Origin of the sequence: Intrasporangium flavum (assembly GCF_001956915.1) — a bacterium.
Lineage (GTDB): Bacteria > Actinomycetota > Actinomycetes > Actinomycetales > Dermatophilaceae > Monashia > Monashia flava.
This window is the reverse complement of the sequence record NZ_MLJO01000013.1, coordinates 175,973-201,016: the sequence shown is the minus strand read 5'-3', so window position 1 is coordinate 201,016 and position 25,044 is coordinate 175,973. Positions and strand designations below refer to the sequence as shown.

Below are 25,044 nucleotides of genomic sequence, written 5' to 3'. Positions count from 1 at the left end.
GTCTGGCAAGGGACGCTCGGGCCGGGCCCGGGTCGACCTCAGTACTTGCGCGAGGGCAGGGCCGCCTTGGCCTGCTCCTGCGTGAAGGTGGTCTCCTCGGTGACGACGCGCTCGGGCACCGACTCACCGGCGATGACCTTCTTGGCGAGGTCCATCAGCTGGCCGCCGAGCAGCGGGCTGCACTCGACGATGTAGTTGATCTTGCCGTCGGCCAGGGCCTGCATGCCGTCGTGGACGGCGTCGACGGTGATGACCTTGATGTCCTTGCCCGGCACCTTGCCGGCGGCCTCGATGGCCTCGATGGCGCCGAGGCCCATGTCGTCGTTGTGGGCGTAGACGACGTCGATCTTCGGGACCGACTTGAGGAAGGCCTCCATGACCTGCTTGCCGCCGGAGCGGGTGAAGTCGCCGGTCTGAGAGGCGACGACCTTGATCTGCGGGGCGGCGGCGATGGCGTCGGCGAAGCCCTTCTTGCGGTCGATGGCGGGGGCCGCGCCGGTCGTGCCCTGCAGCTCCACGACGTTGACCTCGCTCTTGCCCTGGCTGTCCTTGACGAGCCAGTCACCGGCCTTCTTGCCCTCGGCGACGAAGTCGGAGCCGAGGAAGGTCTTGTAGAGCGACGTGTCCTCGGAGTCGACGGCGCGGTCGGTGAGGATGACGGGGATGTTGGCGCGCTTGGCCTCGAGCAGGACGGTGTCCCAGCCGGTCTCGACGACGGGGCTGAAGGCGATGACGTCGACCTTCTGCTGGATGAAGCTGCGGATCGCCTTGATCTGGTTCTCCTGCTTCTGCTGCGCGTCGGAGAACTTCAGCTCGATGCCGGCGGCCTTGGCCGACTCCTGGACGTTCTTCGTGTTGGCGGTGCGCCAGCCACTCTCGGCGCCGACCTGGGCGAAGCCCATGACGATCGCGCCCTTGCCCGCGGCGCCGCCGCCGGCGCCGGGCGCTGCGCTGCTGCCGCCGCCACAGGCCGAGAGCGCGACGAGCGCCACGGCTCCGACGGCCACCGGAAGGATCTTCTTCAGCACTGAACTGCCTCCAAACTCGGGACGCCGTCGTTGGCGCCTGGGTGCGGCCGACCTCCTCGTCCGCCGTGACCGTCAGGCCACTTGAGGCAAGAGTGTGAACGTTAACATTCGCCGCCGTCAACCCCCTGTCCGAACTTTTTCAGGCCTCTTGACGCCTGTGCGCGGGCTGCTATGTTAGCGCTCACGTTCGTGGGCAGGGCAGCTCCGGACCGGTGCCGTCCCGTGCGCGGAGGACACCCGGACACACGGCACCCGCCACCCCACTCCCCCACGAAAGGTGTCCCATGAGCCACGCACGCCTCGTTGCGGGCCTCGCGACCGGCGTCCTCGGCGTCGGGCTGCTCGCCGGCCTGCCGAGCGCCCGGGCGGCCACGCCCGAGCCCCTCGACTACCGCATCACCGTCGACCCGTCCCGGTCCGGCCCCACCATCGACCGTTCGATGTACGGCGTCTTCTTCGAGGACATCAACCGCGCCGCCGACGGCGGCCTCTACGCCGAGCTCGTCCAGAACCGCTCCTTCGAGTACTCCCCGACCGACAACCGCGGCTACACCGGCCTCACCGGCTGGAGCGCCTCGAGCACGGCCGGTGGAAGCGGGGCGGCCGCCACCGTCGATGACGCCGAGCGGATGAACGAGCGCAACCGCACCTACCTGCGCCTCACCCTCACCAGCCCCTCGGGCGGTCGGTACGGCCTGGCCAACGCCGGCTACAACACCGGCGTCCGGCTCGAGACCGGCCAGACCTACGACTTCAGCGTCTGGGCGCGCACCGACGCGGCGTCCGCCACCCCGCTCACGGTGTCGGTGCGCGACGCGGCCCGCACGACGACGTACGCCACGCCCCTGACGCTGCAGGTGGCCGGCGACACGTGGCGCCAGTACCGCGGCAGCTTCGTCGCGACGGCGTCGACGACCAGCGCCCGCCTCGCGGTCGAGGCCGCCGGCACCGGCACCCTGCGACTCGACATGGTCTCGCTCTTCCCCCGCGACACGTACAAGGGGCGGGCGAACGGCCTGCGCAAGGACCTCGCCGAGAAGGTCGCGGCCCTGCACCCCGGCTTCGTCCGCTTCCCCGGAGGCTGCCTCGTCAACACCGGCAGCATGTACTCCTACGACGCCGAGCACGGCTACCCGCGGGCCCGCAGCTACCAGTGGAAGGACACCATCGGCCCCGTCGAGCAGCGCGCGACGAACGCCAACTTCTGGGGCTACAACCAGTCCTACGGGCTCGGCTACTACGAGTACTTCCAGTTCGCCGAGGACATCGGCGCGATGCCCGTCCCCGTCGTGCCGGCCCTCGTCACCGGGTGCGGACAGAACCGCGCCACGGTCGACGACGCCCTCCTGCAGCGCCACATCCAGGACACCCTCGACCTCATCGAGTTCGCCAACGGACCGGTGACGAGCGAATGGGGTGCCAAGCGCGCCGCCATGGGCCACCCGGCGCCTTTCGGCCTGAGCCGGATCGCGATCGGCAACGAGGAGAACCTCCCCGACGCCTACTTCGCCAACTTCGTGAAGTTCGAGGCGGCGATCAAGGCCCGCTACCCCGACGTCACCGTGCTGTCGAACTCCGGGCCCGACGACACCGGCACGACCTTCGACCGGCTGTGGCAGCTCAACAAGGACCACGGCACGGCGATGCTGGACGAGCACTACTACAACAGCCCGGAGTGGTTCCTGCAGAACAACGCCCGCTACGACACCTACGACCGCCAGGGCCCGAAGGTCTTCCTCGGCGAATACGCCTCGCTCGACAGCAAGCTGCGCAACTCCCTGTCCGAGGCGGCCTTCATGACGGGCCTCGAGCGCAACGCGGACGTCGTCAAGATGGCGTCGTACGCACCGTTGCTGTCGAACGTCGACTACGTCCAGTGGAAGCCGGACATGATCTGGTTCGACAACAACGCCTCGTGGGGCTCGACGAGCTACGAGGTGCAGAAGCTGTTCATGAACAATGTCGGCGACGCCGTCGTACCGAGCACCGCGAGCGGTGCTGTCGCACAAGCCAAGCCGATCACCGGCGCCATCGGCCTGTCGACGTGGGCCACGGCCGCGAAGTACGACGACGTCACGGTCACCGGCGCCGACGGCACGCCCTTGTTCAGCGACGACTTCTCCGGCGACGCCTCGAAGTGGAAGCCGCTGGCCGGCCGCGGCACGTGGTCGGTGCAGGACGGCGCCTACGTGCAGTCTGACGCGTCGGCGCAGGACACGCTCGTCACGGCGGGCGACCCGGCGTGGCACGACTACGACCTGCGGCTCAAGGCGACGAAGACGTCCGGCGCCGAGGGATTCCTCGTCGGCTTCGGCGTCAAGGACTCCGGCAACTTCTACTGGTGGAACCTCGGCGGCTGGAACAACACCCAGGGCGCGGTCGAGAAGGCCACGAACGGGGCCAAGCAGACGCTGCTCGCCAAGCCGAACACCATCGCGACCGGCCACACCTACGACCTGCAGGTCAAGGTCCGCGGCGGGCAGGTCGAGCTCTACCTCGACGGCGCGCTCTGGGGCAGCTTCCGTGACGACGCCGTCACCGAGCCGTTCGCCCAGGTCGTCACCCGCGACACCGCGAACAACCAGCTCGTCGTCAAGGTCGTCAACGCCCAGAACGCCCCGGCCCGCACGACCATCGACCTCGGCGCCGGCACGCGGGTCATGGGCAGGGCCGTGATGACCGTCATCTCCGGCGACCCCGAGGCCCAGAACACCCGCAGCGCCCAGCCCGTCGAGCCCGTGACGACGACGATCAAGGGCGTCGCGCCCACCTTCACCCGCACCTTCGACCCGAACTCGGTGACCTTCATCCGGGTCCAGCTCAAGTGAGGCCGACCATGAACGACGCACGCACCCAGCTGCACCACGCCATCGCCCGGCGCACGCTCCTGCAGGGCGGGTTCGCCCTGGCCGCAACGGGGCTGGCCGTCCCCGCCCTGTCCGGACGCGCCCTGGCCGCGCCCACGCCCGCACGCACCGACGCCGAGGTCTACGGCGCCCCCACCGTGAGCCCGCTCGTGTGGCAGCGCGCCGACCCGTTCGTCACGCGTCCCGTCGACGGCACGTACTACTTCACCGGCTCGGTGCCGGAGTACGACCGGGTCGTCGTCCGGGGTGCGCCGACCATCGCCGGCCTCGGCACGGCGAGCGAGTCGGTCATCTGGCGCCGCCCGTCGACCGGCCAGATGGGCGGCCACATCTGGGCGCCCGAGCTGCACCGCATCGACGGACGCTGGTACGTCTACTTCGCCGCGGGCGACGCCGGCAACGTCTTCAACATCCGCATGTACGTCATGGAGTCGAACCTCGCCGACCCGCGGGAGCCCGCCGGCTGGGGCGCGCCACGGCAGATCCTGACGCCGTGGCAGTCGTTCTCGCTCGACTCGACGACGTTCGAGCACGCCGGACGCCGCTACCTCGTGTGGGCCCAGAGCGAGCCGGAGATCGCCGTCAACACGAGCCTCTACATCGCCGAGATGGCCTCGCCGTTCGCGCTCGCCACCGACCCGGTGCGCATCGCGACCCCGACGCTGCCCTGGGAGGTACAGGGGTACAAGGTCAACGAGGGACCAGCGGTCCTCGTCCGCAACGGGAAGGTCTTCCTCACGTTCTCGGCGAGCGCCACCGACGCCCGGTACTGCATGGGGCTGCTCACCGCCGACGCGTCGGCCAACCTGCTCGACCACCGGTCCTGGACCAAGAGCCCGGACCCCGTGTTCACCACGAACGAGCAGACCCGCCAGTACGGCCCGGGTCACAACAGCTTCACCGTGGCCGAGGACGGCGTCACCGACGTGCTCGTCTACCACGCGCGCGACTACCGCGACATCGTCGGCGACCCTCTCTACGACCCCAACCGGCACGCCCGCGCCCAGCGGCTCTACTGGCACCCCGACGGCACACCACTCTTCGGGGTCCCGGTCGGCGTCGGCGGGCCGATCCTGCGGCTCTCGCCCGGCGACGCGTCGAGCTCTTTCGTGCGCCACTACGAGTACGGGCTGCGGGTCGACGCCGACGTCCGGGAGCTCGCCGACAGCCAGTTCCGCTTCGTCGCGGGCCTGGCCGGCGGTGACACCGTGTCGCTGCAGTCGGTCAACTTTCCCGACCGCTACGTGCGCGTCACCGGCTCGAGCCTGCGGATCGACCCGGTCGACACCGGGGCGACGTTCGCCACGGACGCGAGCTTCGTGCGGCTGCCGGGCCTGGCCACGCCGAAGGGCCTGTCGCTGCGCACGGTCGCCGACCCGACGCTCTACGTGCGGCACGACAAGGGCCGGCTGACCGTCGCTCCGGCGTCCGGCTCGAAGTCGACCTTCCTGCCGAGCTGACCCGTCCGGCGCCGGGCGGCCCGCGACGGGCCGCCCGGCACCTCGCCCGAGATCTCTACGCAGACAGGAGAACCCATGTCGACCGTCCACCGCCCCGCCAGCATCGAGCTCGTCTCCGACGGGCTCACTCTCGAGGTGCTGACGGCCGGTGCCGCCGTGCGCCGGCTCGTCGTCCAGGACGGCCACTCCGACGGCCCGGTCGACGTCGTCCTCGGGCACCGCGACGCCGGCACCTACGCCACCGGCGGCGGCTACCTCGGCGCTGTCGTCGGTCGGTACGCCAACCGCATCGCCGGCGGCAGGTTCGCCCTCGACGGCACGACGTACTCCCTCACGACGAACGAGGGCCCGAACACCCTGCACGGCGGGGCCGACGGCTTCGACCGACGCGTCTGGACCGTCGAGGACGCCGCCACCGACCACGTGCGGCTGCGGCTGACCAGCCCCGACGGCGACCAGGGCTTCCCCGGCCGGCTCGACGCCGAGGTCACCTACAGCATCGGGCCGAGGACCGTCCGCCTCGACTACACCGCCACGACCGACCGCGCCACCGTCGTCAACCTCACCAACCACGCGTACGTCAACCTCGACGGCGAGGGGTCCGGCAGCGTCGACGACCACGTCCTGCGTGTCGAGGCCGACACCGTGGCACCCGTGCGACCGGATTTGCTGCCCACCGGCCTCGCCCCCGTGACCGGCACGCCACTCGACTGGCGGTCCCCCCGCCGCATCGGCACCGTCCTGCAGCACGACCACGAACAGCTGCGGCGGGCCCGCGGGCTCGACCACCACTTCGTCGTGCGCGGCTCCGGCATGCGCACCGCCGCCGTCCTCACGGGCCGCAGCGGGCGCACCCTCACCGTCGAGTCCGACCAGCCGGGCGTGCAGGTCTACACCGGCGGCCACTTCGACGAGACGATCATCGGGCTGTCCGGCCGGCGGTACGGCCCCCGAGCCGGCATCGCACTCGAGACCCAGGGCTTCCCCGACGCCCCCAACCGGCCCGACCTGCCCTCGACCGTGCTACGCCCCGGCGAGGTGTTCCGCTCGACGACCGTCTGGCGCCTGTCCTGAGGCTTCGGCCGCCCGCGACCGCCCACGGCCGTCTTCGGCCCCGCTCCTCGAGTCCGGCAGGAGCCCAGGACCTCTGCGGCTGCGGGCCCGACCCGCGCAATCAGAGGCGCCAGATGCCCCCGCGCCGTACATGCGAGAGGCCCTGACCGGCGTCTCCGCTGGTCAGGGCCTCTCGGGGCACTGGGTGGCAGGTGAAGGATTCGAACCTTCGAAGCTTTCGCGACGGATTTACAGTCCGCTCCCATTGGCCGCTCGGGCAACCTGCCTTGGTGCGTCTGGAAGGATAGCAAGAGATCGGGCGCGGTCCGAATCGGGCCTCGACGACGCTTTCGTCGTGTCCGCGGGCCTCGCGAGAAGCCCTGCCACGCCGCCCCGGCAGCCCAGACCACAGCATGCGGAAGGACCCCACCGATGGCCGACTCCTCCTTCGACATCGTCAGCAAGTTCGACAAGCAGGAGATCGCGAACGCGGTCAACAGCGCGAGCAAGGAGATCGCGACGCGCTACGACTTCAAGAACGTCGGCGCGTCCGTCGACCTCGCCGGCGACGTCATCAAGATGAAGGCGAACACCGAGGAGCGCTGCCTCGCAGTGCTCGACGTCGTGCAGACCCACCTCGTCAAGCGCAAGGTCAGCCTCAAGCACCTCGACGTCCCCGAGGCCGGCCCGCGCATCTCGGGCAAGGAGTACCACCTCGACGCGCCCCTCAAGGAGGGCATCTCCCAGGAGAACGCGAAGAAGATCAACAAGCTGATCCGCGACGAGGGCCCCAAGGGCGTCAAGAGCCAGATCCAGGGCGACGAGCTGCGCGTCTCGAGCAAGTCGCGCGACGACCTCCAGGCCGTGCAGCGCCTCCTGCGCGAGGCCGACCTCGACGTCGCCCTGAACTTCACCAACCAGCGCTGATCTCGCGGGCCCGCCTGCCCCGCAGGCGAACCAGCCCTGAACACCGACGCGTGCCGTCCACCCCGGTGGGCGGCACGCGTCGTCTCGTTCGAGGGTCAGGCGGTGGGCGCCAGGCCCCGGAGGTCGGGGAACACCTCGACGGCGAGCGGCCACCAGAAGAGGCGCCCGCACAGCTGCGCGTACTCCTGCGGCGTCACCCACCGCGTCTCGTGGATGCCGTCGTCGCCGTCGGTCAGGGCGGGTCGGACGTCCTCGAGCCGGGTGCGGAAGACCTGGAGGTAGGGCTTGTCGCGCCCGAAGACGTTGTCGTCGGTCTTCGGCGTGAACCGCTCGTAGCCGCAAGGCAGCACGTCGGGGTGGCGCAGGCGCAGTCCGGTCTCCTCGAACGTCTCGCGCACCGCGTTCTCGACCGGCGTCTCGTCGCCCTCGCGCCAGCCGCCCGGCGAGCCCCACTCGCCGCGCCTGACGCTGTGCACGACGACGAAGTCGCCGCGGCGGTCGCGCACGAAGACCATGGCCGCGAGGACCCGCGCGGGGTCGAGCGGCTCGTCGGAGGCGACGAGGTCGACGTCGCTCGCCCCGTTGGGGAACGTCACGTCGAGGATGCGTCGGACGCCGCGGTCGCGCTTGCGCTTGCGCAGCCGCAGCCCCGACGCGTTGAGCCGGCGGGCGAGGTCGGCGCCGTCGGTCGGGGTGGCGCCGGCGTCGACGACGTCCTGCCAGCGCGCGTCCGGCACGTCGTAGTGGTCGCCGTCGAAGGCCCGCGGGTGCAGCTGCGCGGCGCGGGCCACGGCGTGCAGCTCCTCGTAGGACGTGTCGCTGGCCAGGTGCGCGAAGAGCCTGCCGTGGGCGGGCCAGATCGGCTGGTCGATCCACACGGTCATGAGTCGTGAGCCTAGGCCAGGACGCCGGCGCCCGCGCCTGTGGATGACGCCCGACGCGTGTCGCGGCACCGACCTAGCCTCGACCTGAGGCCACCGACCGGTCGGCCACCCGATCGAGCAGGAGGACACCATGACCCGTTCCGTCGTCGACACCGAGCGCATCGCCGCCGCCGCGGCCGACATCAACCGCCTCGCCGACTCCATCACGAGCAGCGCCGCCGAGCTACGGGGCCGCCTCGCCGGCCTCGGCGGCGACTGGCAGGGCCCGGCCAAGGTCGAGTTCGAGCGCGTCATGGCCGACTACCAGCGCGTCCAGGCCCAGATGACCGAGTCGCTCGGCGACGTCGGCCGGCTGACGCTCAAGGCCTCGCAGGCCTACGCCGAGCACGAGACCGCGACCCGGGCCCTCTTCGCCCGCTGACTCCCCATCACCCGCCCTGACCGGGCCGGCCGGCCCTCCCCCGTCGCCGGCCCGCGCGCCGGGTCGGCTCCCCGCCCCTACGGGTGAGCCGACCCGGCGCGATCGCGCCTCCACGCTGCAGGCCGAGACGGGGACGCGCGCGGTCAGTAGTACCCGCGACCGCCGTCGAGCAGCTCGCGGACGATGTCGAGGTGGCCGAGGTGCCGCGCGGTCTCCTCGAGCATGTGGTGCAGCATCCAGCGCAGGCTCGCCGTGCCCGAGGGCCACGACTCGTGCCGGCCCACGTCGTCCAGCGAGTGCGCGGCGATGATCTCGTTCGACAGCGCGCACTGCCGCTCGTAGTCCGCGAGCAGCTGGGCGAGCGGCACACCCTCCACACGCATGTCGTTGTCGAGGTCCTCGTCGCTGCCGTCGTCGGGCTCGTCGAACTGCGGCCCGTCCTCGGGCCGGTCGAGGAAGGCGACCTCGAACCACGTGTTCTCGGTCCACCGCAGGTGGCTGACGATGCCGGCCACCGTCATGAGCGGGGACGTGGGCAGCACGACGCGGTGGGCGTCGGCGTCGGAGAGCCCCTCGCACTTCCAGCGCACGATCTCGCGCTGCAGGTCGAGCCACCCGACGAGCTGGGTGCGCTCGTCGGCGACGAAGGGCGGGCGTCGGCGTCCGGTCGGGGTCGGCATGCACGCGACGCTAGCGCCGCCCCGGGTGCCCGGACGACCGGGTTTCCGCCGTCCGGCCCGGACGCGCCGGAGGGCGGCTCCCCTGGTGGGGAACCGCCCTCCGGTCAGTTCGACGGGCCGTGGCCCGGGCGATGCGGTGGGTCTCAGGCAGGGCTCAGAAGCCCATGCCGCCCATGCCGCCCATGTCGTCGCCACCCGGCATCGCCGGGGCAGCCTTCTCGGGCTTGTCGGCGATCACGGCCTCGGTGGTGAGGAACAGCGCCGCGATCGAGGCGGCGTTCTGCAGGGCAGAGCGCGTCACCTTGACCGGGTCGATGATGCCCGCCTCGAGGAGGTTCTCGTAGGCGCCGGTGGCGGCGTTGAGGCCGCTGCCGGCCTCGAGACCGCGCACCTTCTCCGCGACGACGCCGCCCTCGAGACCCGCGTTGATCGCGATCTGCTTGAGCGGGGCCTCCGTGGCGACCCGGACGATGTTCGCGCCGGTGGCCTCGTCACCCTCGAGCGTCAGGGCGTCGAGCGCCTTGGCGGCCTGGATGAGGGCCACGCCACCGCCGGCGACGATGCCCTCCTCGACGGCAGCCTTCGCGTTGCGGACGGCGTCCTCGATGCGGTGCTTGCGCTCCTTGAGCTCGACCTCGGTGGCCGCGCCCGCCTTGATGACGGCGACGCCGCCGGCGAGCTTGGCGAGGCGCTCCTGGAGCTTCTCGCGGTCGTAGTCGGAGTCCGACTTCTCGATCTCGGCCTTGATCTGGGCGATGCGGCCCTCGATCTGGCTGCGGTCCTCGGCGTCCTCGACGATGGTCGTCTCGTCCTTGGTGACGACGACCTTGCGAGCCTTGCCGAGCAGGTCGAGGGTGGCGTTCTCGAGCTTGAGACCGACCTCCTCGGAGATGACCTGGCCGCCGGTGAGGATCGCGATGTCGGTGAGCATCGCCTTGCGACGGTCGCCGAAGCCCGGAGCCTTGACGGCGACGGACTTGAAGGTGCCGCGGATCTTGTTGACGACGAGCGTCGCGAGGGCCTCGCCCTCGATGTCCTCGGCGATGATGAGCAGCGGCTTGCCCGACTGCATGACCTTCTCGAGGAGGGGCAGAAGGTCCTTGACGGAGCCGATCTTGCTGTTCGCGACGAGGACGTACGCGTCGTCGAGGACGGTCTCCATGCGCTCGGTGTCGGTGACGAAGTAGGCCGAGATGTAGCCCTTGTCGAACCGCATGCCCTCGGTCATCTCCAGCTCGAGGCCCATGGTGTTGGAGTCCTCGACGGTGATGACGCCTTCCTTGCCGACCTTGTCCATCGCCTCGGCGATGAGGCCGCCGATCTCCTCGTCAGCCGCCGAGATGCTGGCGGTGGAGGCGATCTGCTCCTTGGTCTCGATCTCCTTGGCGGAGTCGAGCAGGGAGGCCGAGACGGCCTCGACGGCCTTCTCGATGCCGCGCTTGAGGGCCATCGGGTTGGCGCCGGCGGCCACGTTGCGCAGGCCTTCCTTCACCATGGCCTGGGCGAGGACGGTGGCCGTCGTCGTGCCGTCACCGGCGACGTCGTCGGTCTTCTTGGCGACCTCCTTGACGAGCTCCGCACCGATCTTCTCGTACGGGTCGTCGAGCTCGATCTCCTTGGCGATCGAGACGCCGTCGTTGGTGATCGTGGGGGCGCCCCACTTCTTCTCCAGGACGACGTTGCGGCCCTTCGGGCCGAGGGTGACGCGGACGGCGTCGGCGAGGATGTTCATGCCGCGCTCGAGACCGCGACGGGCCTCTTCGTCAAACGCAATGGTCTTGGCCATTCGGGTGGTTCCTCCCACGCGAATCGTTGGTGGCGGCCCGCACGACGCCCGCGACGGACGGGGCCGGACCCGGCAGCTCACGTCGCTGCGGGACCGAGCCCCTCGGCGTGCGGCCCAGTTCTGTCACTCCCACAGGGAGAGTGCTAACGCCATTATTGGCACTCGCACCCTGAGAGTGCAAACAGCGGGCACCCCCGGCGCAGGCCGGCCCGAGCACCGGGCGGTGCCGGCCGGGCGCGCACCTCGACGCGTCAGGTGCGCGCCGGCTCGGCCGGGGGCGCGAGCGCACCCGCGAGGCGGGCGGCGTACTCGGCCGACTCGGCCTCTGACGCGTAGGTCGTGCGCGGCCAGAAGAAGCCGCGCAGGCCGTCGCCCTTGGTCCGCGGCACGACGTGGACGTGCAGGTGCGGCACCGACTGGCTCACGACGTTGTTCATGGCCACGAAGCTGCCCTGGGCGCCGAGCCCCTCGACGACCGCGCCGGCGAGCCGCTGCGCGGCCCCGAGCAGGGACGCGTGCAGCGACGCCGGCAGGTCCAGGAGCGTGTCGACGTGGCGCCGCGGGACGAGCAGGACGTGCCCCTTGAACACCGGTCGGCGGTCGAGGAAGCCGAGCAGGTCCGGCTCGTCGAGCACGACGTCGGCCGCGAGGTCGCCCGCGACGATGGAGCAGAAGACGCAGTCCATGCGCTCAGGCTGCCATGCCGAGGTGACGCCGGGGGCACGCCGTGGGCACGCCGGGGCATGCCGGACCGACGAACGGCCCGGCGCCGCCCCCGGGCGTCAGCAGATGATGAGCAGCCAGCAGCCGGGGTCGCTCGAGGTCGGCGAGGGAGTCGGCGACGGCGGGGGCGGCGGCGGGCTCGACTTCGTCGGCTTGGGCTTCGGCTTCGGGCCGTTCGGCGAGGACGGTGACGGCGTCGGCGTGCCCGTCTGCGGCGGCGGCGCCTGGGTCGTCGTCGGCACGGGCGCCGGGGCGGTGCTCGTCGGGACGGCGCTCGTGCTCGACGTGGCCGTCGGCGGCGCCGTGACGGGCACGATGGTGACGGTGCCGTCGGGCGAGGTCGTGACGACGACGCTCGAGGTCGAGGAGGACGCGTCGCCCGAGGAGGTCCACCAGGGCTCGTCGGTCTCGGTGCTCGAGAACTCGCTGCCGGGCAGGCTCGGGAAGACGCCGGACGACATCGCCTCGTCGCGCCAGCTGTCGCCCGAGAAGAGGGCGACGCCGCCGACCCCGGCCAGGACGATGGCGGCGAGCGCGGACAGCAGGAGCACGAGACGACGGTTGGCGCGTGGAGGGCGGGCCCCGGAGTCGAAGGACATGGGCCCCAAAACTAGACGAATCGCGCGCGACGCGCCTCCCGAGCCCACACGGGCCGCGGACGGCTAGCGTGGCGCGCATGGACTCCGAGACGCGGATCACACCCGCGCAGCAGTCCCGCCCCGCCGGGTTCGTCGAGGTCGCCGACCGGGTCCTCGTCGCGCGCTACCCCGAGTGGGACGTCAACGTCGGCCTCGTCCTGGGCCGCGACGGCGCGGTCGTCGTCGACACCCGCGCGAGCGGCCCGCAGGGCCGGCGCGTCCTCGACGACGTGCGCCGGCTCGGTCGCGACATCGTCGTGACGCACGTCGTCAACACCCACGTCCACTTCGACCACACCTTCGGCAACGTCGCCTTCGAGGCCGCGACGGTGCACGCCCACGACAACGTCGGGCGCACCCTCGCCGCCCACGCCGCGCACTACAAGGACCTCTTCCGGGCCGACCCGGGCGACGCGCCGGAGGCCGGGTACACGGCACGCGACGTCGCCGACCTGCTCGCGACGCGCATCCGGCGTCCGGACCGCACCTTCGGCTCGCACGCGACGATCGACCTCGGCGACCGGTGCGTGACGATGGCCTGGCGCGGCCGCGGCCACACCGACGGCGACATCGGCGTCACGGTGCCCGACACCGACGTCCTGTTCCTCGGTGACCTCGTGGAGGAGAGCGCCCCGCCGTCCTTCGGCGAGGACTCCTGGCCGCTCGACTGGGCCGACACGCTCTCGGCCCACCTCGTCGAGACCGCTGACCACACGGTCGTCGTGCCCGGGCACGGCCGACCCGTCGACGTCGCCTTCGTCGCCCGGCAGCGTGACGAGGTCGCCACGGTGGCGACCTTCGTCCGCGAGCGCCGCGACGCCGGGGTCGCCCTCGACGACGCGCTGCGCGAGGCCGACGCGCGGCTGCCCTACCCGGTCGAGGGGCTCGCCGACGCCTTCCGACGCGGGTACGCCCAGCTCCCCCGGCCGAGCTGACGGACGGCACCTGCAGGAACCTGCACGGATCCCGGCGAACCGGACACACCGGCGTCGACGCGCGGCTAGAGTTCCCGCGCTCACCCGACGCCAGAGGAGCCCCGTGTCCGACCTGCCCGCCGCCCCGCCCGACGCGCCGGCCACCACCGCCGCAACGCCCACAGTCACCGCGTCGGCCTCCCCCACAGCTCCGACCACGGCCCGGCACGCGCCCCCGCAGGCCCGGGAGCCGTGGTTCGCGCGGCGCCGGCGCGAGGCCGTCGACCGGGCGGCGCAGGACAGCCACGCCGAGCTCGTCCGGCTCGTCACGTCGGGCCGGGCGCCCGCGACGCGCACGGCGCAGGGCACCGCGGTCGTCGCCGCGTCGGTCGTCGTGCTCGTGCTCTCGCTCGCCGCCGTCGTGCTGCTGGCCCGGGCCTCGTTCGCCGACAAGGGCCTGTGGGGCTGGGTGCTCGTCGTGCTCGGCTGGGTCGTCGTCGCGTACGTCGCGCCGCGCCCGGTCCGCCTCGAGGCCGAGGCGCTCGACGCGTCGTCGCACCCGGCGACGCACCGGTTCGTCTCGGCCGTGGCGCAGGCGGTCGGCACTCCGGCGCCGGCCGTCGTCGCGGTCGACGGCGGGCTGTCCGCGCACGTCGCGACGATCGGCTGGCGCATGCGTCCCGCGCTCGTCGTCGGGCTGCCGCTGTGGACGATGCTGCGTCCGGAGCAGCGGCTCGCGCTGCTGGCCCACGAGCTCGGCCACCTCCGGGGTCGCGACACGGTGGCCGCGGCGCTCGTCGACCGGGCCCACGGCATCCTCGAACGGCTCGCCTCGCTGCTCGTCCCGCTGCCCCGCGGCTCCTACGGCGAGCTCGAGTGGCTGTGCCCGACGGTCGGGGTCTCCAGCGCCTTCGGCAACCGGATGGGCACCGCCCTGCTCCGGGTCGTGTCGCTGCCGTTCGTCGCGCTGCTGCTCGGCTTCGAGCGCCTCGCCGCGGTCGATGCCCAGCGGCGCGAGTACCTGGCCGACCTGGCCGCCGCGCGCGTGGCGGGCCCGGCTGCGGTGCTCCGCCTCCTGTTCACCGTGAGCGGCCTGCCCGGCGTGCACACCACGGTCGCCGCGGCGGTGCGCCGGGGCGAGGACCCGTTCGACGCGCTCGAGGCCGTGGCCGCCCGCCCGGCGCTCGGGCCCTCCCAGCTCGCCGCGGCGCGCCGTCTCGCGGCCGAGTCGGGCCGCCGCTGGGACGACTCCCACCCGCGCGACGACCTGCGGATCAGCCTGCTCGAGGCACTGCCCGGCGCGCCGTCGGTCGCCCTGGGCGGCGACGCCACCGGCTCCCTCGGGTCCCTCGACGCGCTCGAGGTCGCGGCGAGCGCCGAGCTGGCCGGGCTGCGTCGGGGCCTGTCCCGCTCGGTGCGCGACGACCTCCTCGAGACCTACCTCTGAGCCGATCTACCCCAGGTCGGGTTGCGACGGCGTCGCCGACGGGAAGGCGTCGCGCCACGACCGCAGGGCGACGCCGCCGTCGGCGGTGCGGTCGACCGACGTCGCGGCGAGCAGGGCGTGCGCGATGGCCCGCGCGACGCAGTCGGCGCCGGCCTCCATGAGCAGCGTCAGCCCGACGGGGTCGGGTGCCGGGCCGCCGCCGGTGGCGAGGGCGAAGAGGGTGTCGCCGTCCAAGAGCGTGTGGACCGGCTTGATGGCTCGGGCGAACCCGTCGTGGCCGATCCCGGCGAGCTTGGCGCACTGCGCCTTGGTCAGGGTGGCGTCGGTGGCGACGACCCCGATCGTCGTGGCCAGCCCGGGCATCGCGACGCCGGCGGCCGCCAGGGCGTCGCCCCGCTCGCGCGCTGCCTCGACCTCCTCCGGCGTGGGCGCGCCGACGCCGGAGAACTCCTCGCCGAGGCCGTACCGGAGGCCGTGGACCACCCCGGTGGCCGGGTCGACCGCCGAGCCGACGGCGTTGACGGCCACGAGGGCCGCCACGGTGACACCCGACTCGAGCACGACGCTGGCCGAGCCGATCCCGCCCTTGAGGCCACCGGCCTTGGCGCCGGTGCCGGCCCCGACGCAGCCCTGCGCGGGCGCGTCGTCGCCCGACGCGTCCCGCGCGGCCTCGTAGGCGGCCCGGCCCTCGTCGGGGCCCGGGTGGTGCTCCCACGTGCCCGCGCGGCCGAGGTCGAAGAGGATCGCGCCCGGCACGATCGGCACGACGCGGCCATCCCCCATCGGCCAGCCGCGGCCGTCGGCGAGCAGGCCCCGCGCGACCCCGTCGACGGAGGCGAGGCCGAGCGCCGACCCGCCGCCGAGGACGACGGCGTCGACGCGGTCGACAAGGTTGCGCGGGTCGAGCAGGTCGGTCTCGCGGGTGCCGGGCCCGCCCCCGCGGACGTCGACGCCGGCGACGGCACCGCCGGGCGGCGTCAGCACGACGGTCGTGCCGGTGAGCCAGCCCGGCTCGTCGCGCGTGGCGTGACCGACGCGCAGGCCGGCGACGTCGACGAGCGAGTTGGTCGGGCCGGGGCGAGCGGTCACGAGGGGTCCCTCAGGTCGAACTCCATGAGCGTGCCCGGCGAGGTGAAGCCGAGCCGGGCGTAGAACTCCTGCGCCTGGGCGTCGGGGGCGTTGAGGCGGATCCACTTGACGTCGGTGGAGCGCGACCACTCGATCATCGCCTCGGTCAGCGCCCGACCGACGCCGCGGTCACGGCAGGTGGGGGCGACGAAGAGGCCGCCGACGTGCAGCCAGCTGACGTCGCGCCGGCCCGGCCAGGGCAGGGCCCGGATGCGGCGCGTCTCGAGGATGCCGGCGTGCTCGCCTCGGCTCTCGGCGATCCAGGTGGGCCGGTCGGGGCGCTCCTGCAGCCACGCGTCGACGAACCGGTCGAGGTAGCCCGGCTCGGACGGCATGCCGAGCTCGCGGGCGAACTGCAGGTGCAGCGCGGCGACGATGAAGGCGTCGTCGGCCCCGGCGCGGCGGATCGTCACCTCGGCCATGGGGGAAGTGAACCACGCGGGGGGCGCGCCGGCACGGACGTCCGCACGGGCGCGCGGACGGCGGATGCCGAGGTCGAGCGGGACCTGCGGGACGCGTCAGACGTTGATGCCGAGGCGCCGGCTCGTGCGGGCGCGCTGGCGGCTGGCGCGCATCCGGCGCAGCCGCTTGATGAGCATCGGGTCGGCCTCGAGGGCCTGCGGGTCGTCGAGGAGGGCGTTGAGCACCTGGTAGTAGCGCGTGGAGCTCATGTCGAACAGCTCCTTGATGGCCTGCTCCTTCGAGCCCGCGTACTTCCACCACTGGCGCTCGAACGCCAGGATCTCGAGGTCGCGGGCGCTGAGGCCGCCCTCGGAGTCGTGGCGGTGCGGCTGCGCCGTGGCGTGTTCTGTGCTCATGTCCCCGTCTCGTCGCGTCGTGCGGCTCGGTCCGTGCTGTCCTGCTGACTGTCGTGCTCCCGCTGCGGGGCCTGGCTCCGGTGCGGCCGCCTCGAGGACGGGCCGCGCCGGTGCCGACCCACCCCCGGTGGCGGTGAGCAGCACGGGTGCTGCTGCGTTGGCTCCGGGGCCAACCCTAGACGCAAATGACAGGGGTGTCATTCAGCCTGCGGGAGGCTCGCCGGGGTGTTGCCGGCAATCGGCGGGACGATCTCGGCAACGCTGCCACACCGGTCACAGCAGCCCCAAGGACCGCATCCGTCACACGGTGGACGCCCCTGTCCACCCGGTGGCCGGGCGGTGTCAGGACATCGTATCGAGGATCGCCGAGACGTCCTCCTTCGTCGTGTGCGGGTTGACGATGGCGAAGCGCGTCAGGGTCTCGCCGCGGAAGGTCGTCGGCACGACGAAGGCGAACTCCTGCCCGAGCAGCCGGTCGGTCCACGCCGCGTAGTCCTCCGGCGCCCAGCCGAGGCGGCGGAACACGACGACCGACAGGTCCGGCTCGCGGACGACCTCGAGGTAGGAGCGGCGGCCGATCTCCTCGGCGGCGAAGCGGGTCACCGCGAGGGTGCTCTCGATCGCCTCGACGTAGGCGTCGGTGCCGTGGACGGCGAGCGAGTACCAGAACGGCAGCCCGCGGGCGCGACGCGTCAGGCCGATCGAGTAGTCGGTCGGGTTCCACTCCGGCGCCGAGGTCAGCACGTCGAGGTAGCCGGCCTCCTGGGTGTGGGCGACGCGGGCCACCTGCGGGTCGCGGTAGAGCAGCGCGCAGCAGTCGAACGGCGCGAAGAGCCACTTGTGCGGGTCGACGATGAAGGAGTCGGCGTGCTCGATGCCCTCGAAGAGGTGGCGCACCGACGGGGCGGCGAGCCCGGCGCCGCCGTACGCGCCGTCGACGTGCAGCCAGATGCCGTACTCGCGGCAGACCTCGGCCACCGAGGCGAGGTCGTCCACGACGCCGAAGTTCGTCGTGCCCGAGGTGGCCACGACGGCGAAGAAGGTCTCGGGGCCGTGCTCCTCGAGGACCTGCCGCAGCTCGGGCCCGGTGAGGCGCAGCTTGTCGTCGACGGGCACGCCGACGACCTCGGCGTCCATGACGGCGGCCATCGACACGACCGAGGAGTGGGCGTTGTCGGTGGCGGCGATGCGGTAGGGACGCGCACCCGTGCCGGCCTCGGCCGCCCTGGCCCGGGCCGTGTGCCGGGCCACGACGAGGGCCGAGAGGTTGCCCACGGTACCGCCGGGCACGAAGACGCCGCCGGCCGACTCGGGCAGGCCGACGAGGTCGGCGATCCAGCGCAGCGCCTGGTTCTCGGCGTAGATCGCGCCGGCGCCCTCCATCCACGAGCCGCCGTAGATCGACGACGCGCCGACGACGACGTCGAAGGCCGCGGCCTCACGCGTCGGGGCGCAGGGGATGAAGGACAGGTAGCGCGGGTGGTCGGTGGACAGGCAGGCCGGGGCGAGCGTGTGCTCGAAGAGCTCCATGGCCCGCGTCGAGCCGAGGCCCGTCGGGGTGATCGTCTGGCCGACCGCGGCGTGGAGGTACTCCTCGGTCTGGGCGCCGTCGAGCGGGATCGGGTCCATGAGGAGGCGCTCGCGCGCGTAGCTCAGGACCTTGTCGACGGCGACGTGGTCGGCGTCCTTGTCGAAGCTGTGCACCCGCCGATGCTAGGGCCTCGGCGGGGGTCCTCCGACACCCTGCGGGGCGCGGCTCAGCCGAGCAGGGCCTCGCGCAGGCCCGCGGCGTCCTGGGCGACGACGGTCGGGCGCACGCCGTAGAGGGCCTCGGTCGTGCCGGCGCCCCACGTGACGGCGAGGGTGTCGACGCCGGCGGCCTTGCCCGCGAGCACGTCGACGACGGCGTCGCCGACGTAGACCGCGTCGTTGGAGCCGCGGCCGAGGCGCTCGAGGCACAGCAGGATCGGCGTCGGGTCGGGCTTGTGGCGCTCGGTGTCCTCCATCGCCACGAGGTCCTCGACGTGCTCGGACAGGCCGAGGATGTCCATGGCCTGCTGGGCCGACTCGCGGCGCTTGGAGGTGGCGACCCCGACCCGGACGCCCGCGGCGCGCAGGTCGCCGAGCACCTCGCGCACGCCGTCGTAGCCGCGGATGAGCCGCTCGGTGTTGTCGGCGTTCCACTGCAGGTACGTCGCGTACAGCTCGTCGGCGTGCTCCGGCGAGTGGTCGCGGAAGGCGTTGATGAGCGGGCGCCCGATCCACGAGCGGATGACGGTGGGGTCCTCCTCGCGGCCCAGCACGGTGCGGAAGGCGTGCTGGTACGACTCCACGATGAGGTGGATCGTGTCTGCGAGGGTGCCGTCGAGGTCGAAGACGGCGGTGGTCCAGCGGGGATTGGTCACCGGCCGAGAATAGGGCCTGGGCGGCTCAGCCGAGCCAGCGCCCGGCGCGCATGACCCGCCCCACCCGGGCCGACGCGTCGACCACGACGAGGTCGGCGCGCGCACCCTCGGTGAGCACGCCACGACCCTGCAGGCCGAGCGCCCTTGCGGGAGTTGCGGACCCGCTGCGGGCGGCCGATGACAGCGGCACACCGGCCCCCACAGCCCGGGCGACGACGTCGGGGACGTGGGCCGTGCCGCCGGCGATCGAGCCCGGCGACGAGCCGTCCGGATCGTGGGCCAGACGGGCCACGGCGTCGCGGACGACGACGTCGAGCCCGCCGAGCACGTACCGCCCGTCGCCGACGCCGGCGGCCGCCATGGCGTCGGAGACGAAGGCGACGCGGTCGACGCCGACGAGGTCGAGGACGGTGCGCATCGTGTCGTCGGAGACGTGCGCGCCGTCGGCGATGAGCTCGACCGTCGCGGCGCCGCGCGCCGCGGCCCGCAGCATCGCGGCGACGGCGCCCGGCTCGCGGTGGTGCCACGGGTCCATCCCGTTGAAGAGGTGGGTCGCGACGTCGGCGCCGGCCGCCAGGGCCTGCTCGACCTGCGCGAACGTCGCCGTCGTGTGCCCGACGGCCGCGTGCACGCCGGCGTCGGTGAACCAGCGGACGGCGTCGAGGCCGTGTGTGCGCTCGGGCGCGAGCGTCACCTGGCGCAGGTGGCCGCGCGCGAGGTGCAGGAGCCGCTCGACCTCGGCGAGCGAGGGGTCGCGCAGCAGCGCCGGGTCGTGGGCGCCGCAGCGCGCCTCGGCCAACCAGGGCCCCTCGAGGTGGATGCCGTCGACGAGCCCGTCGTCGGCGAGCTCGGCGAGCATCGCCACACCCCGCTCGAGGTCGGCGGGGCTCATCGTCACCAGGCTCGCGACGACGCTCGTCGACCCGCGCTCGTGGTGGTGGCGGGCCGTGGCCTCGGCGGCGGCGTCGCGCAGGTCGGTGAAGGCGCTGCCGCCACCGCCGTGGCAGTGGATGTCGACGAAGCCCGGCAGCAGCGTGCCCTCGACGCGCTCGACGCGCTCGACGCGGCCTCCGGCGGTGTCGCGGGGCGGCTCGGCGCCGGGGGCGAGCGGGGTGACCGACGCGATCCGCTCCCCCTCGACCCGCACGAGGACGTCGGGCAGGACGGTGTCGTCGACGAGGGCGGGGCCGCGCAGTGTGAGGTCCATCGGGGTCGATTCTGTCGTACCGGCCGCGGGGGTAGCGTGTGGCCGTGCCAGCGCGACCCCTGAGCGAGCTCGTCCATCCCACCTGGGTGCCCGCCCTCGAGCCCGTCGCCGACACGATCGCCGCGATGGGCGAGTTCCTCCGCGGCGAGGTCCAGGCTGGTCGCGGCTACCTGCCGGCCGGCGACGCCGTGCTGCGCGCCTTCTCGCTGCCGCTGCCCGACGTACGTGTGCTCGTCGTGGGCCAGGACCCCTACCCGACGGCGGGCCACCCCGTCGGCCTCAGCTTCAGCGTCGCCCCCGACGTGCGCCCCGTGCCCCGCTCGCTGCAGAACATCTACGCCGAGCTCGGCACCGACCTGCACCTTCCGACGCCGGCCGACGGCGACCTCTCGCCGTGGTTCGGGCGCGGCGTGATGCTGCTCAACCGGGTGCTCACGGTGCGCCCCGGCAAGCCGGCCAGCCACCAGGGCAAGGGCTGGGAAACCGTGACGACGCAGGCGATCTCGGCCCTCGTCGAGCGCGGCGGACCGCTCGTCGCGATCCTCTGGGGCCGCCAGGCGCAGTCGCTCGCCCCGATGCTCGGCGACGTGCCCCGCATCGAGTCCGCCCACCCCTCACCGCTCTCCGCACGGTCGGGCTTCTTCGGGTCGCGGCCCTTCAGCCGCACCAACGAGCTGCTCGCCGCGCAGGGGGCCGACCCCATCGACTGGAGGCTGACATGACCCAGCCCGCACCCGGCGTCCACGTGCCGCGCGTCTGGACCCGCTTCGTCGCGATCGGCGACTCGTTCACCGAGGGCATGTGCGACGACGACCCGACCTTCGCCCACGACGGGGAGTTCGCCGGCTGGGCCGACCGTCTGGCCGCCCACCTGTCCGGGATCGCCTCTGCCGCGGGGCAGGACTTCGGCTACGCCAACCTCGCCGTCCGGGGGCGCAAGCTCGCCGACGTCGTCGGCCCGCAGCTCGACGACGCGCTCTCGCTCGAGCCCGACCTCGTCAGCATCGTCGGCGGCGGCAACGACATCCTGCGACCCAAGGCCGACCTCGACGGCCTCGCCGCGCGTCTCGAGGCCGCCGTGGCCCGCATCCGGGCGACCGGCGCCGACGTGCTCATGGCCACCCCCGTCGACCCGGCCGAGGCGCCGCTCGTCAAGGCCACCCGCGGCCGCGCCGCGATCCACTCGGCCAACATCTGGAGCATCGCCCGGCGCAACGGCGCCCACGTCATCGACCAGTGGGGCCTGCACGCGCTGCGCGACTGGCGGATGTGGTCCGAGGACCGCATCCACATGACCTCCGAGGGCCACCGACGCGTCTCCCTCGCCGCGCTCGAGGCGCTCGGCCACACCCCGTCGGAGGCCGGGTGGGAGACGCCGCTCGACCCCGCTCCCCCGATCAGCCGCCGCGATGCCCTGCAGGCCAACGCCCAGTGGGCCCGGGAGTACGTCGGGCCGTGGGTGCACCGGCGCCTCACCGGCCGCTCGTCCGGCGACCACCGCACGGCCAAGCGGCCCGACGTCACACCGGTCGAGACGGACTGAACCCCCGGCGAGAACCCTTGCGGCGCAGGCATTTCGCCCGATGCGCCCGATCGGTGGCGGTCCGTCCCCGGGCCCTTAGGCCGGGCTTAACGCTGCCTTGAAGTCGTGCACGGGAGCCCGCTCCTAGGCTGCCGCTGTCGCACCGCGCGAGGTCGCCGACGGGTGCAGCGCGGCGCGCGGGAAGGAGCCGCCGTGCACCGCGATCCGGCGTCGGAGGATGCGGAGTCCCCTTCTGCCCAGACCCCGTCGAGCGCGGCGCCGCGACGCCTGCGGGGCGGCGCCACCCGCCGCCTCCTCGCCCCGACGCTGTGGGTGCTGCTCGTCATCGCCGCCATCGGGGTGCCGCTCCGGATCCTCTGGGCAGCCCCCGAGTCCTCCCACCAGGGCTTCTGGCGGGTCACCTCGCTCGTCGCGGCGCTCGCAGCCGCCTCGCTGCTCCTGCTGACGTTCGTCCTGCCGAGCCGCTTCCGCCCGATCACGGGCTACCTCGGCGTCGAGCGGCTGCTGCGCAGCCACCGGGCCCTCGCGCTCGTCGCCGTCGGCCTCGTCCTGGCCCACGTGGTCGCGGTGCTGCTTCGGCCGGGGCCGGGCCTCGGCGTGCTCGACCTGCGCATCGCACCACCACGCGTGTGGGCTGCGAGCATCGCGACCCTCGCCCTCCTCGGACTCGTGACGCTCGGGCTGACCCGCCGGCGTCGCCGCCCCCGCTACGAGGGCTGGCGCCTCGTGCACGTGCTGCTCGCCAACGTCGCCCTGCTCGCCACGGCCCTGCACGTGCTGTGGCTGCAGGACCTGACGCGCTGGGACCAGACGCGGTACTGGCTCGTGGCCCTCGGCGTCGCGATGCTCCTCGCCGTCGCCCACCGGTGGGTCTGGCGCCCGCTCCGTGCGCTGCGCAACCGGTACGTCGTCGACGAGGTGCGCCACCCGGCCCCGGGCGCCACGACGCTCGTGCTGCGGGCCGTCGGGCACCGCGGGGTGCCGTTCCGGCCGGGGCAGTTCGCCTGGCTCAAGATCGGCGCCTCGCCGTTCGTCTTCGAGGAGCACCCGTTCACCATCTCCTCCGACGCGACCGAGCCGTGGCGCAAGGAGTTCACGATCAAGGGCCTGGGCGACTTCAGCGAGATCGTCGCGGGGCTGCGCCCGGGGCGGCACGTCTTCCTCGACGGGCCGCACGGGGCGTTCACCCTCGACGGGCTGCGCTCGGACCGGTTCGTCCTCATCGCCGGCGGCGTCGGTATCACCCCGATGCTCAGCATGCTGCGCACCCTGGCCGCCCGCGGCGACCGCCGCCCGGTGCTGCTCGTCGTCGCCGGACGCACCGCCGACGACATGCTGCACCGCGCCGACAGCGAGCACCTCGAGGAGCAGCTGGACCTGCGCCTCGTCGAGATCCTCGAGGAGCCCCCGGTGGACTGGGACGGGGAGGTGGGGCGCTTCACCACGGAGACGCTGGAGGCGGCGCTGCCGCGCCGGCGCCGGCAGGAGCGCGTCGACTACTTCATCTGCGGGCCGGGGCCGATGGTCGCGGCGGCGACCCGGATCGTCAGCGACCGGGGCGCCCCGTCGCGGCGCATCCACACCGAGCTGTTCGACGTCGTCTGACGGCGCCCCCGGCCCCGTCGACCGCCGCCGGACGCGCAGAGACCGACCCGCCACGAACGCGGGTCGGCCTCGCTGCGTGCTCCAGCCTGTCAGACGCTGGCGGCGAACGCCTCCTCAAAGACGTCGAGACCCTCGGAGAGCAGCTCGTCGCTCGCGGCGAGCGGCGGCAGGAAGCGGAAGACGTTGCCGTAGGTGCCGCACGTCAGCGTCACGAGGCCGGCCGCGTGGCAGGCCTTGTTGACGGCCCCGGTGAGGGCGGCGTTCGGCGTCGTGTCGCCCTCGCCGTTGACGAGCTCGACGGCGAGCATGGCCCCGCGGCCGCGGATGTCGCCGATCTGCGGGTACTTCGCGGCGAGCGCCTCGAGCCGCGGCACGAAGAGCCCCTCCACCTGCTTGGCCCGGCCGCACAGGTCCTCGGCCTTCATCGTCTCGATGGCACCGAGGGCCGACGCGCACGCGACGGGGTTGCCGCCGTAGGTGCCACCGAGGCCGCCGCCGTGGACGGCGTCCATGATCTCGGCGCGACCGGTGACGCCGGCGAGCGGCAGGCCGCCCGCCATGCCCTTGGCCGTCGTGATGAGGTCGGGGACGACGTCCTCGTGCTCGCTCGCGAACCAGTCGCCGGTGCGGCAGAAGCCGGTCTGCACCTCGTCGGCGATGAAGACGATGCCGTTCTCGCGGCACCACTCGGCGACCTGCTTGACGAAGCCCGGCGCCGGCACGATGAACCCGCCCTCGCCCTGGATCGGCTCGAGGATGACGGCCGCAAGGTTCTCCTCGCCGACCTGGGCGTGCACCTGCGACACGAAGACGTCGAACGACTCCTTGGCGCAGTCGGCGGGGCCGCCCGGCCAGCGGTACGGGTAGCTCATCGGCGCGCGGTAGACCTCACCGGCGAACGGGCCGAACCTGTGCTTGTACGGCATGTTCTTGGCCGTCAGCGCCATCGTGAGGTTGGTGCGGCCGTGGTAGGCGTGGTCGAAGGCGACCACGGCGTTGCGGCCGGTGTAGTGGCGCGCGACCTTGACGGCGTTCTCGACGGCCTCGGCGCCGGAGTTGAAGAGGGCCGAACGCTTCTCGTGGTCGCCCGGGGTCAGCTCGTTGAGGGCCTCGGCCACCTCCAGGTACTCCTCGTAGGGCGTCACCATGAAGCACGTGTGGGTGAAGTCGGCCACCTGCTCGGTGACCCGCTCGACGACGCGCGGGGCCGCGTTGCCGACGGTCGTGACGGCGATGCCGGAGCCGAAGTCGATGAGCTGGTTGCCGTCGGCGTCGACGAGGATGCCCCCGCCGGCCTTCTCGACGTAGACCGGCAGGCCGGTGGAGACACCGGCAGAGACGGCGGCGGTCTTGCGCTGCTGGAGCTCTACCGAGCGGGGGCCGGGGATCGCGGTCTTGAGGACGCGCTGCTGGGGGACGCTGCTCATGCGCGTCAGTATGCCGTCCGGGACGGCGTTCCCGAAAGGCGGGTGGCCACCCCGGATACCACTCATTCCGTAGCCGAACTCCG

At 73.0% G+C, this 25,044-nt stretch carries 23 protein-coding genes and 1 tRNA gene; 10 read left to right on the top strand and 14 right to left on the bottom strand.

Annotated elements, in window-relative coordinates; genetic code table 11:
- Nucleotides 1–38 precede the first annotated feature (38 nt).
- Nucleotides 39–1,028, bottom strand: a complete 990-nt coding sequence (locus BIV28_RS11650; RefSeq protein ID WP_076261991.1) for an ABC transporter substrate-binding protein — start codon at nt 1,026–1,028, stop codon at nt 39–41.
- Nucleotides 1,029–1,312: 284 nt separating this feature from the next.
- Between BIV28_RS11650 and BIV28_RS11645 the strand changes: the two genes are divergently transcribed.
- From BIV28_RS11645 to BIV28_RS11635, 3 genes are all read left to right on the top strand, one after another.
- On the top strand, nt 1,313–3,856 hold the full coding sequence (locus BIV28_RS11645; RefSeq protein ID WP_076261989.1) for an alpha-L-arabinofuranosidase C-terminal domain-containing protein: 2,544 nt from the start codon (nt 1,313–1,315) through the stop codon (nt 3,854–3,856).
- Nucleotides 3,857–3,864: 8 nt separating this feature from the next.
- Nucleotides 3,865–5,355, top strand: coding sequence for a family 43 glycosylhydrolase (locus BIV28_RS11640; protein ID WP_076261987.1), 1,491 nt, complete (start codon nt 3,865–3,867; stop codon nt 5,353–5,355).
- 75 nt (nt 5,356–5,430) lie between these two features.
- Complete coding sequence (locus BIV28_RS11635) at nt 5,431–6,429, top strand: aldose epimerase family protein (RefSeq protein ID WP_076261986.1); 999 nt, start codon at nt 5,431–5,433, stop codon at nt 6,427–6,429.
- Between the two features lie 185 nt (nt 6,430–6,614).
- Here BIV28_RS11635 and BIV28_RS11630 read toward each other — a convergent pair.
- Nucleotides 6,615–6,695 (bottom strand) — tRNA-Tyr (locus BIV28_RS11630).
- A 145-nt stretch (nt 6,696–6,840) separates the two neighbouring features.
- Here BIV28_RS11630 and BIV28_RS11625 point away from each other — a divergent pair.
- Complete coding sequence (locus BIV28_RS11625; RefSeq protein WP_076261984.1) at nt 6,841–7,335, top strand: YajQ family cyclic di-GMP-binding protein; 495 nt, start codon at nt 6,841–6,843, stop codon at nt 7,333–7,335.
- 95 nt (nt 7,336–7,430) lie between these two features.
- Here the strand turns inward: BIV28_RS11625 and BIV28_RS11620 are convergent, their stop codons facing one another.
- Nucleotides 7,431–8,219: a DUF4031 domain-containing protein gene (locus BIV28_RS11620; RefSeq protein ID WP_076261982.1), complete on the bottom strand. Its 789-nt coding sequence runs from the start codon at nt 8,217–8,219 to the stop codon at nt 7,431–7,433.
- Between the two features lie 130 nt (nt 8,220–8,349).
- Between BIV28_RS11620 and BIV28_RS11615 the strand changes: the two genes are divergently transcribed.
- Entirely contained in the window at nt 8,350–8,640 is a 291-nt protein-coding gene (locus BIV28_RS11615; protein ID WP_076261980.1) for a WXG100 family type VII secretion target, read from the top strand.
- A 143-nt stretch (nt 8,641–8,783) separates the two neighbouring features.
- Here BIV28_RS11615 and BIV28_RS11610 read toward each other — a convergent pair whose 3' ends face one another.
- The 4 genes from BIV28_RS11610 to BIV28_RS11595 form a co-directional block, all read right to left on the bottom strand.
- A complete protein-coding gene (locus BIV28_RS11610; protein WP_076261978.1) occupies nt 8,784–9,320 on the bottom strand; it encodes a DinB family protein in 537 nt (178 codons plus the stop codon).
- Nucleotides 9,321–9,474: 154 nt separating this feature from the next.
- Complete coding sequence (groL, locus tag BIV28_RS11605) at nt 9,475–11,106, bottom strand: chaperonin GroEL (protein WP_076261977.1); 1,632 nt, start codon at nt 11,104–11,106, stop codon at nt 9,475–9,477.
- Between the two features lie 251 nt (nt 11,107–11,357).
- A complete protein-coding gene (locus tag BIV28_RS11600; RefSeq protein ID WP_076261975.1) occupies nt 11,358–11,792 on the bottom strand; it encodes an HIT family protein in 435 nt (144 codons plus the stop codon).
- Nucleotides 11,793–11,888: 96 nt separating this feature from the next.
- Complete coding sequence (locus BIV28_RS11595) at nt 11,889–12,428, bottom strand: hypothetical protein (protein ID WP_207555932.1); 540 nt, start codon at nt 12,426–12,428, stop codon at nt 11,889–11,891.
- Nucleotides 12,429–12,505: 77 nt separating this feature from the next.
- Between BIV28_RS11595 and BIV28_RS11590 the strand changes: the two genes are divergently transcribed.
- Both BIV28_RS11590 and BIV28_RS11585 read left to right on the top strand, forming a co-directional pair.
- On the top strand, nt 12,506–13,402 hold the full coding sequence (locus BIV28_RS11590) for an MBL fold metallo-hydrolase (RefSeq protein WP_076261972.1): 897 nt from the start codon (nt 12,506–12,508) through the stop codon (nt 13,400–13,402).
- Between the two features lie 103 nt (nt 13,403–13,505).
- Nucleotides 13,506–14,828, top strand: a complete 1,323-nt coding sequence (locus BIV28_RS11585) for a M48 family metallopeptidase (protein WP_076261971.1) — start codon at nt 13,506–13,508, stop codon at nt 14,826–14,828.
- 6 nt (nt 14,829–14,834) lie between these two features.
- Here the strand turns inward: BIV28_RS11585 and BIV28_RS11580 are convergent, their stop codons facing one another.
- The 6 genes from BIV28_RS11580 to BIV28_RS11555 form a co-directional block, all read right to left on the bottom strand.
- Nucleotides 14,835–15,917, bottom strand: a complete 1,083-nt coding sequence (locus BIV28_RS11580) for a P1 family peptidase (protein WP_076261969.1) — start codon at nt 15,915–15,917, stop codon at nt 14,835–14,837.
- Nucleotides 15,914–16,378 (bottom strand): GNAT family N-acetyltransferase, encoded by a 465-nt coding sequence (locus BIV28_RS11575; protein ID WP_076261967.1) that lies wholly within the window; start codon nt 16,376–16,378, stop codon nt 15,914–15,916. The genes BIV28_RS11580 and BIV28_RS11575 overlap by 4 nt, the downstream gene beginning before the upstream one ends.
- Nucleotides 16,379–16,474: 96 nt before the next feature.
- On the bottom strand, nt 16,475–16,774 hold the full coding sequence (locus tag BIV28_RS11570; RefSeq protein ID WP_076261966.1) for a nucleoid-associated protein NapA: 300 nt from the start codon (nt 16,772–16,774) through the stop codon (nt 16,475–16,477).
- Between the two features lie 342 nt (nt 16,775–17,116).
- Complete coding sequence (locus BIV28_RS11565) at nt 17,117–18,478, bottom strand: pyridoxal phosphate-dependent decarboxylase family protein (RefSeq protein ID WP_076261964.1); 1,362 nt, start codon at nt 18,476–18,478, stop codon at nt 17,117–17,119.
- Nucleotides 18,479–18,531: 53 nt separating this feature from the next.
- A complete protein-coding gene (locus BIV28_RS11560; protein ID WP_076261963.1) occupies nt 18,532–19,179 on the bottom strand; it encodes an HAD family hydrolase in 648 nt (215 codons plus the stop codon).
- 25 nt (nt 19,180–19,204) lie between these two features.
- Complete coding sequence (locus BIV28_RS11555; protein ID WP_076261961.1) at nt 19,205–20,386, bottom strand: N-acetylglucosamine-6-phosphate deacetylase; 1,182 nt, start codon at nt 20,384–20,386, stop codon at nt 19,205–19,207.
- Between the two features lie 44 nt (nt 20,387–20,430).
- On the opposite strand from BIV28_RS11555, the gene BIV28_RS11550 reads away from it, so the two are divergent.
- The 3 genes from BIV28_RS11550 (at nt 20,431) to BIV28_RS11540 (ending at nt 23,534) form a co-directional block, all read left to right on the top strand.
- Nucleotides 20,431–21,108, top strand: coding sequence for a uracil-DNA glycosylase (locus tag BIV28_RS11550; RefSeq protein ID WP_076262203.1), 678 nt, complete (start codon nt 20,431–20,433; stop codon nt 21,106–21,108).
- Complete coding sequence (locus tag BIV28_RS11545) at nt 21,105–21,929, top strand: SGNH/GDSL hydrolase family protein (protein WP_076261959.1); 825 nt, start codon at nt 21,105–21,107, stop codon at nt 21,927–21,929. The genes BIV28_RS11550 and BIV28_RS11545 overlap by 4 nt, the downstream gene beginning before the upstream one ends.
- A 192-nt stretch (nt 21,930–22,121) precedes the next feature.
- Nucleotides 22,122–23,534 (top strand): ferredoxin reductase family protein, encoded by a 1,413-nt coding sequence (locus BIV28_RS11540; protein ID WP_076261958.1) that lies wholly within the window; start codon nt 22,122–22,124, stop codon nt 23,532–23,534.
- Between the two features lie 89 nt (nt 23,535–23,623).
- Here BIV28_RS11540 and gabT read toward each other — a convergent pair whose 3' ends face one another.
- Nucleotides 23,624–24,961 carry a 4-aminobutyrate--2-oxoglutarate transaminase gene (gabT, locus tag BIV28_RS11535; protein WP_207555931.1) on the bottom strand — a complete coding sequence of 446 codons (1,338 nt, stop codon included), beginning with the start codon at nt 24,959–24,961 and terminating at the stop codon, nt 23,624–23,626.
- Between the last annotated feature and the right edge of the window lie 83 nt (nt 24,962–25,044).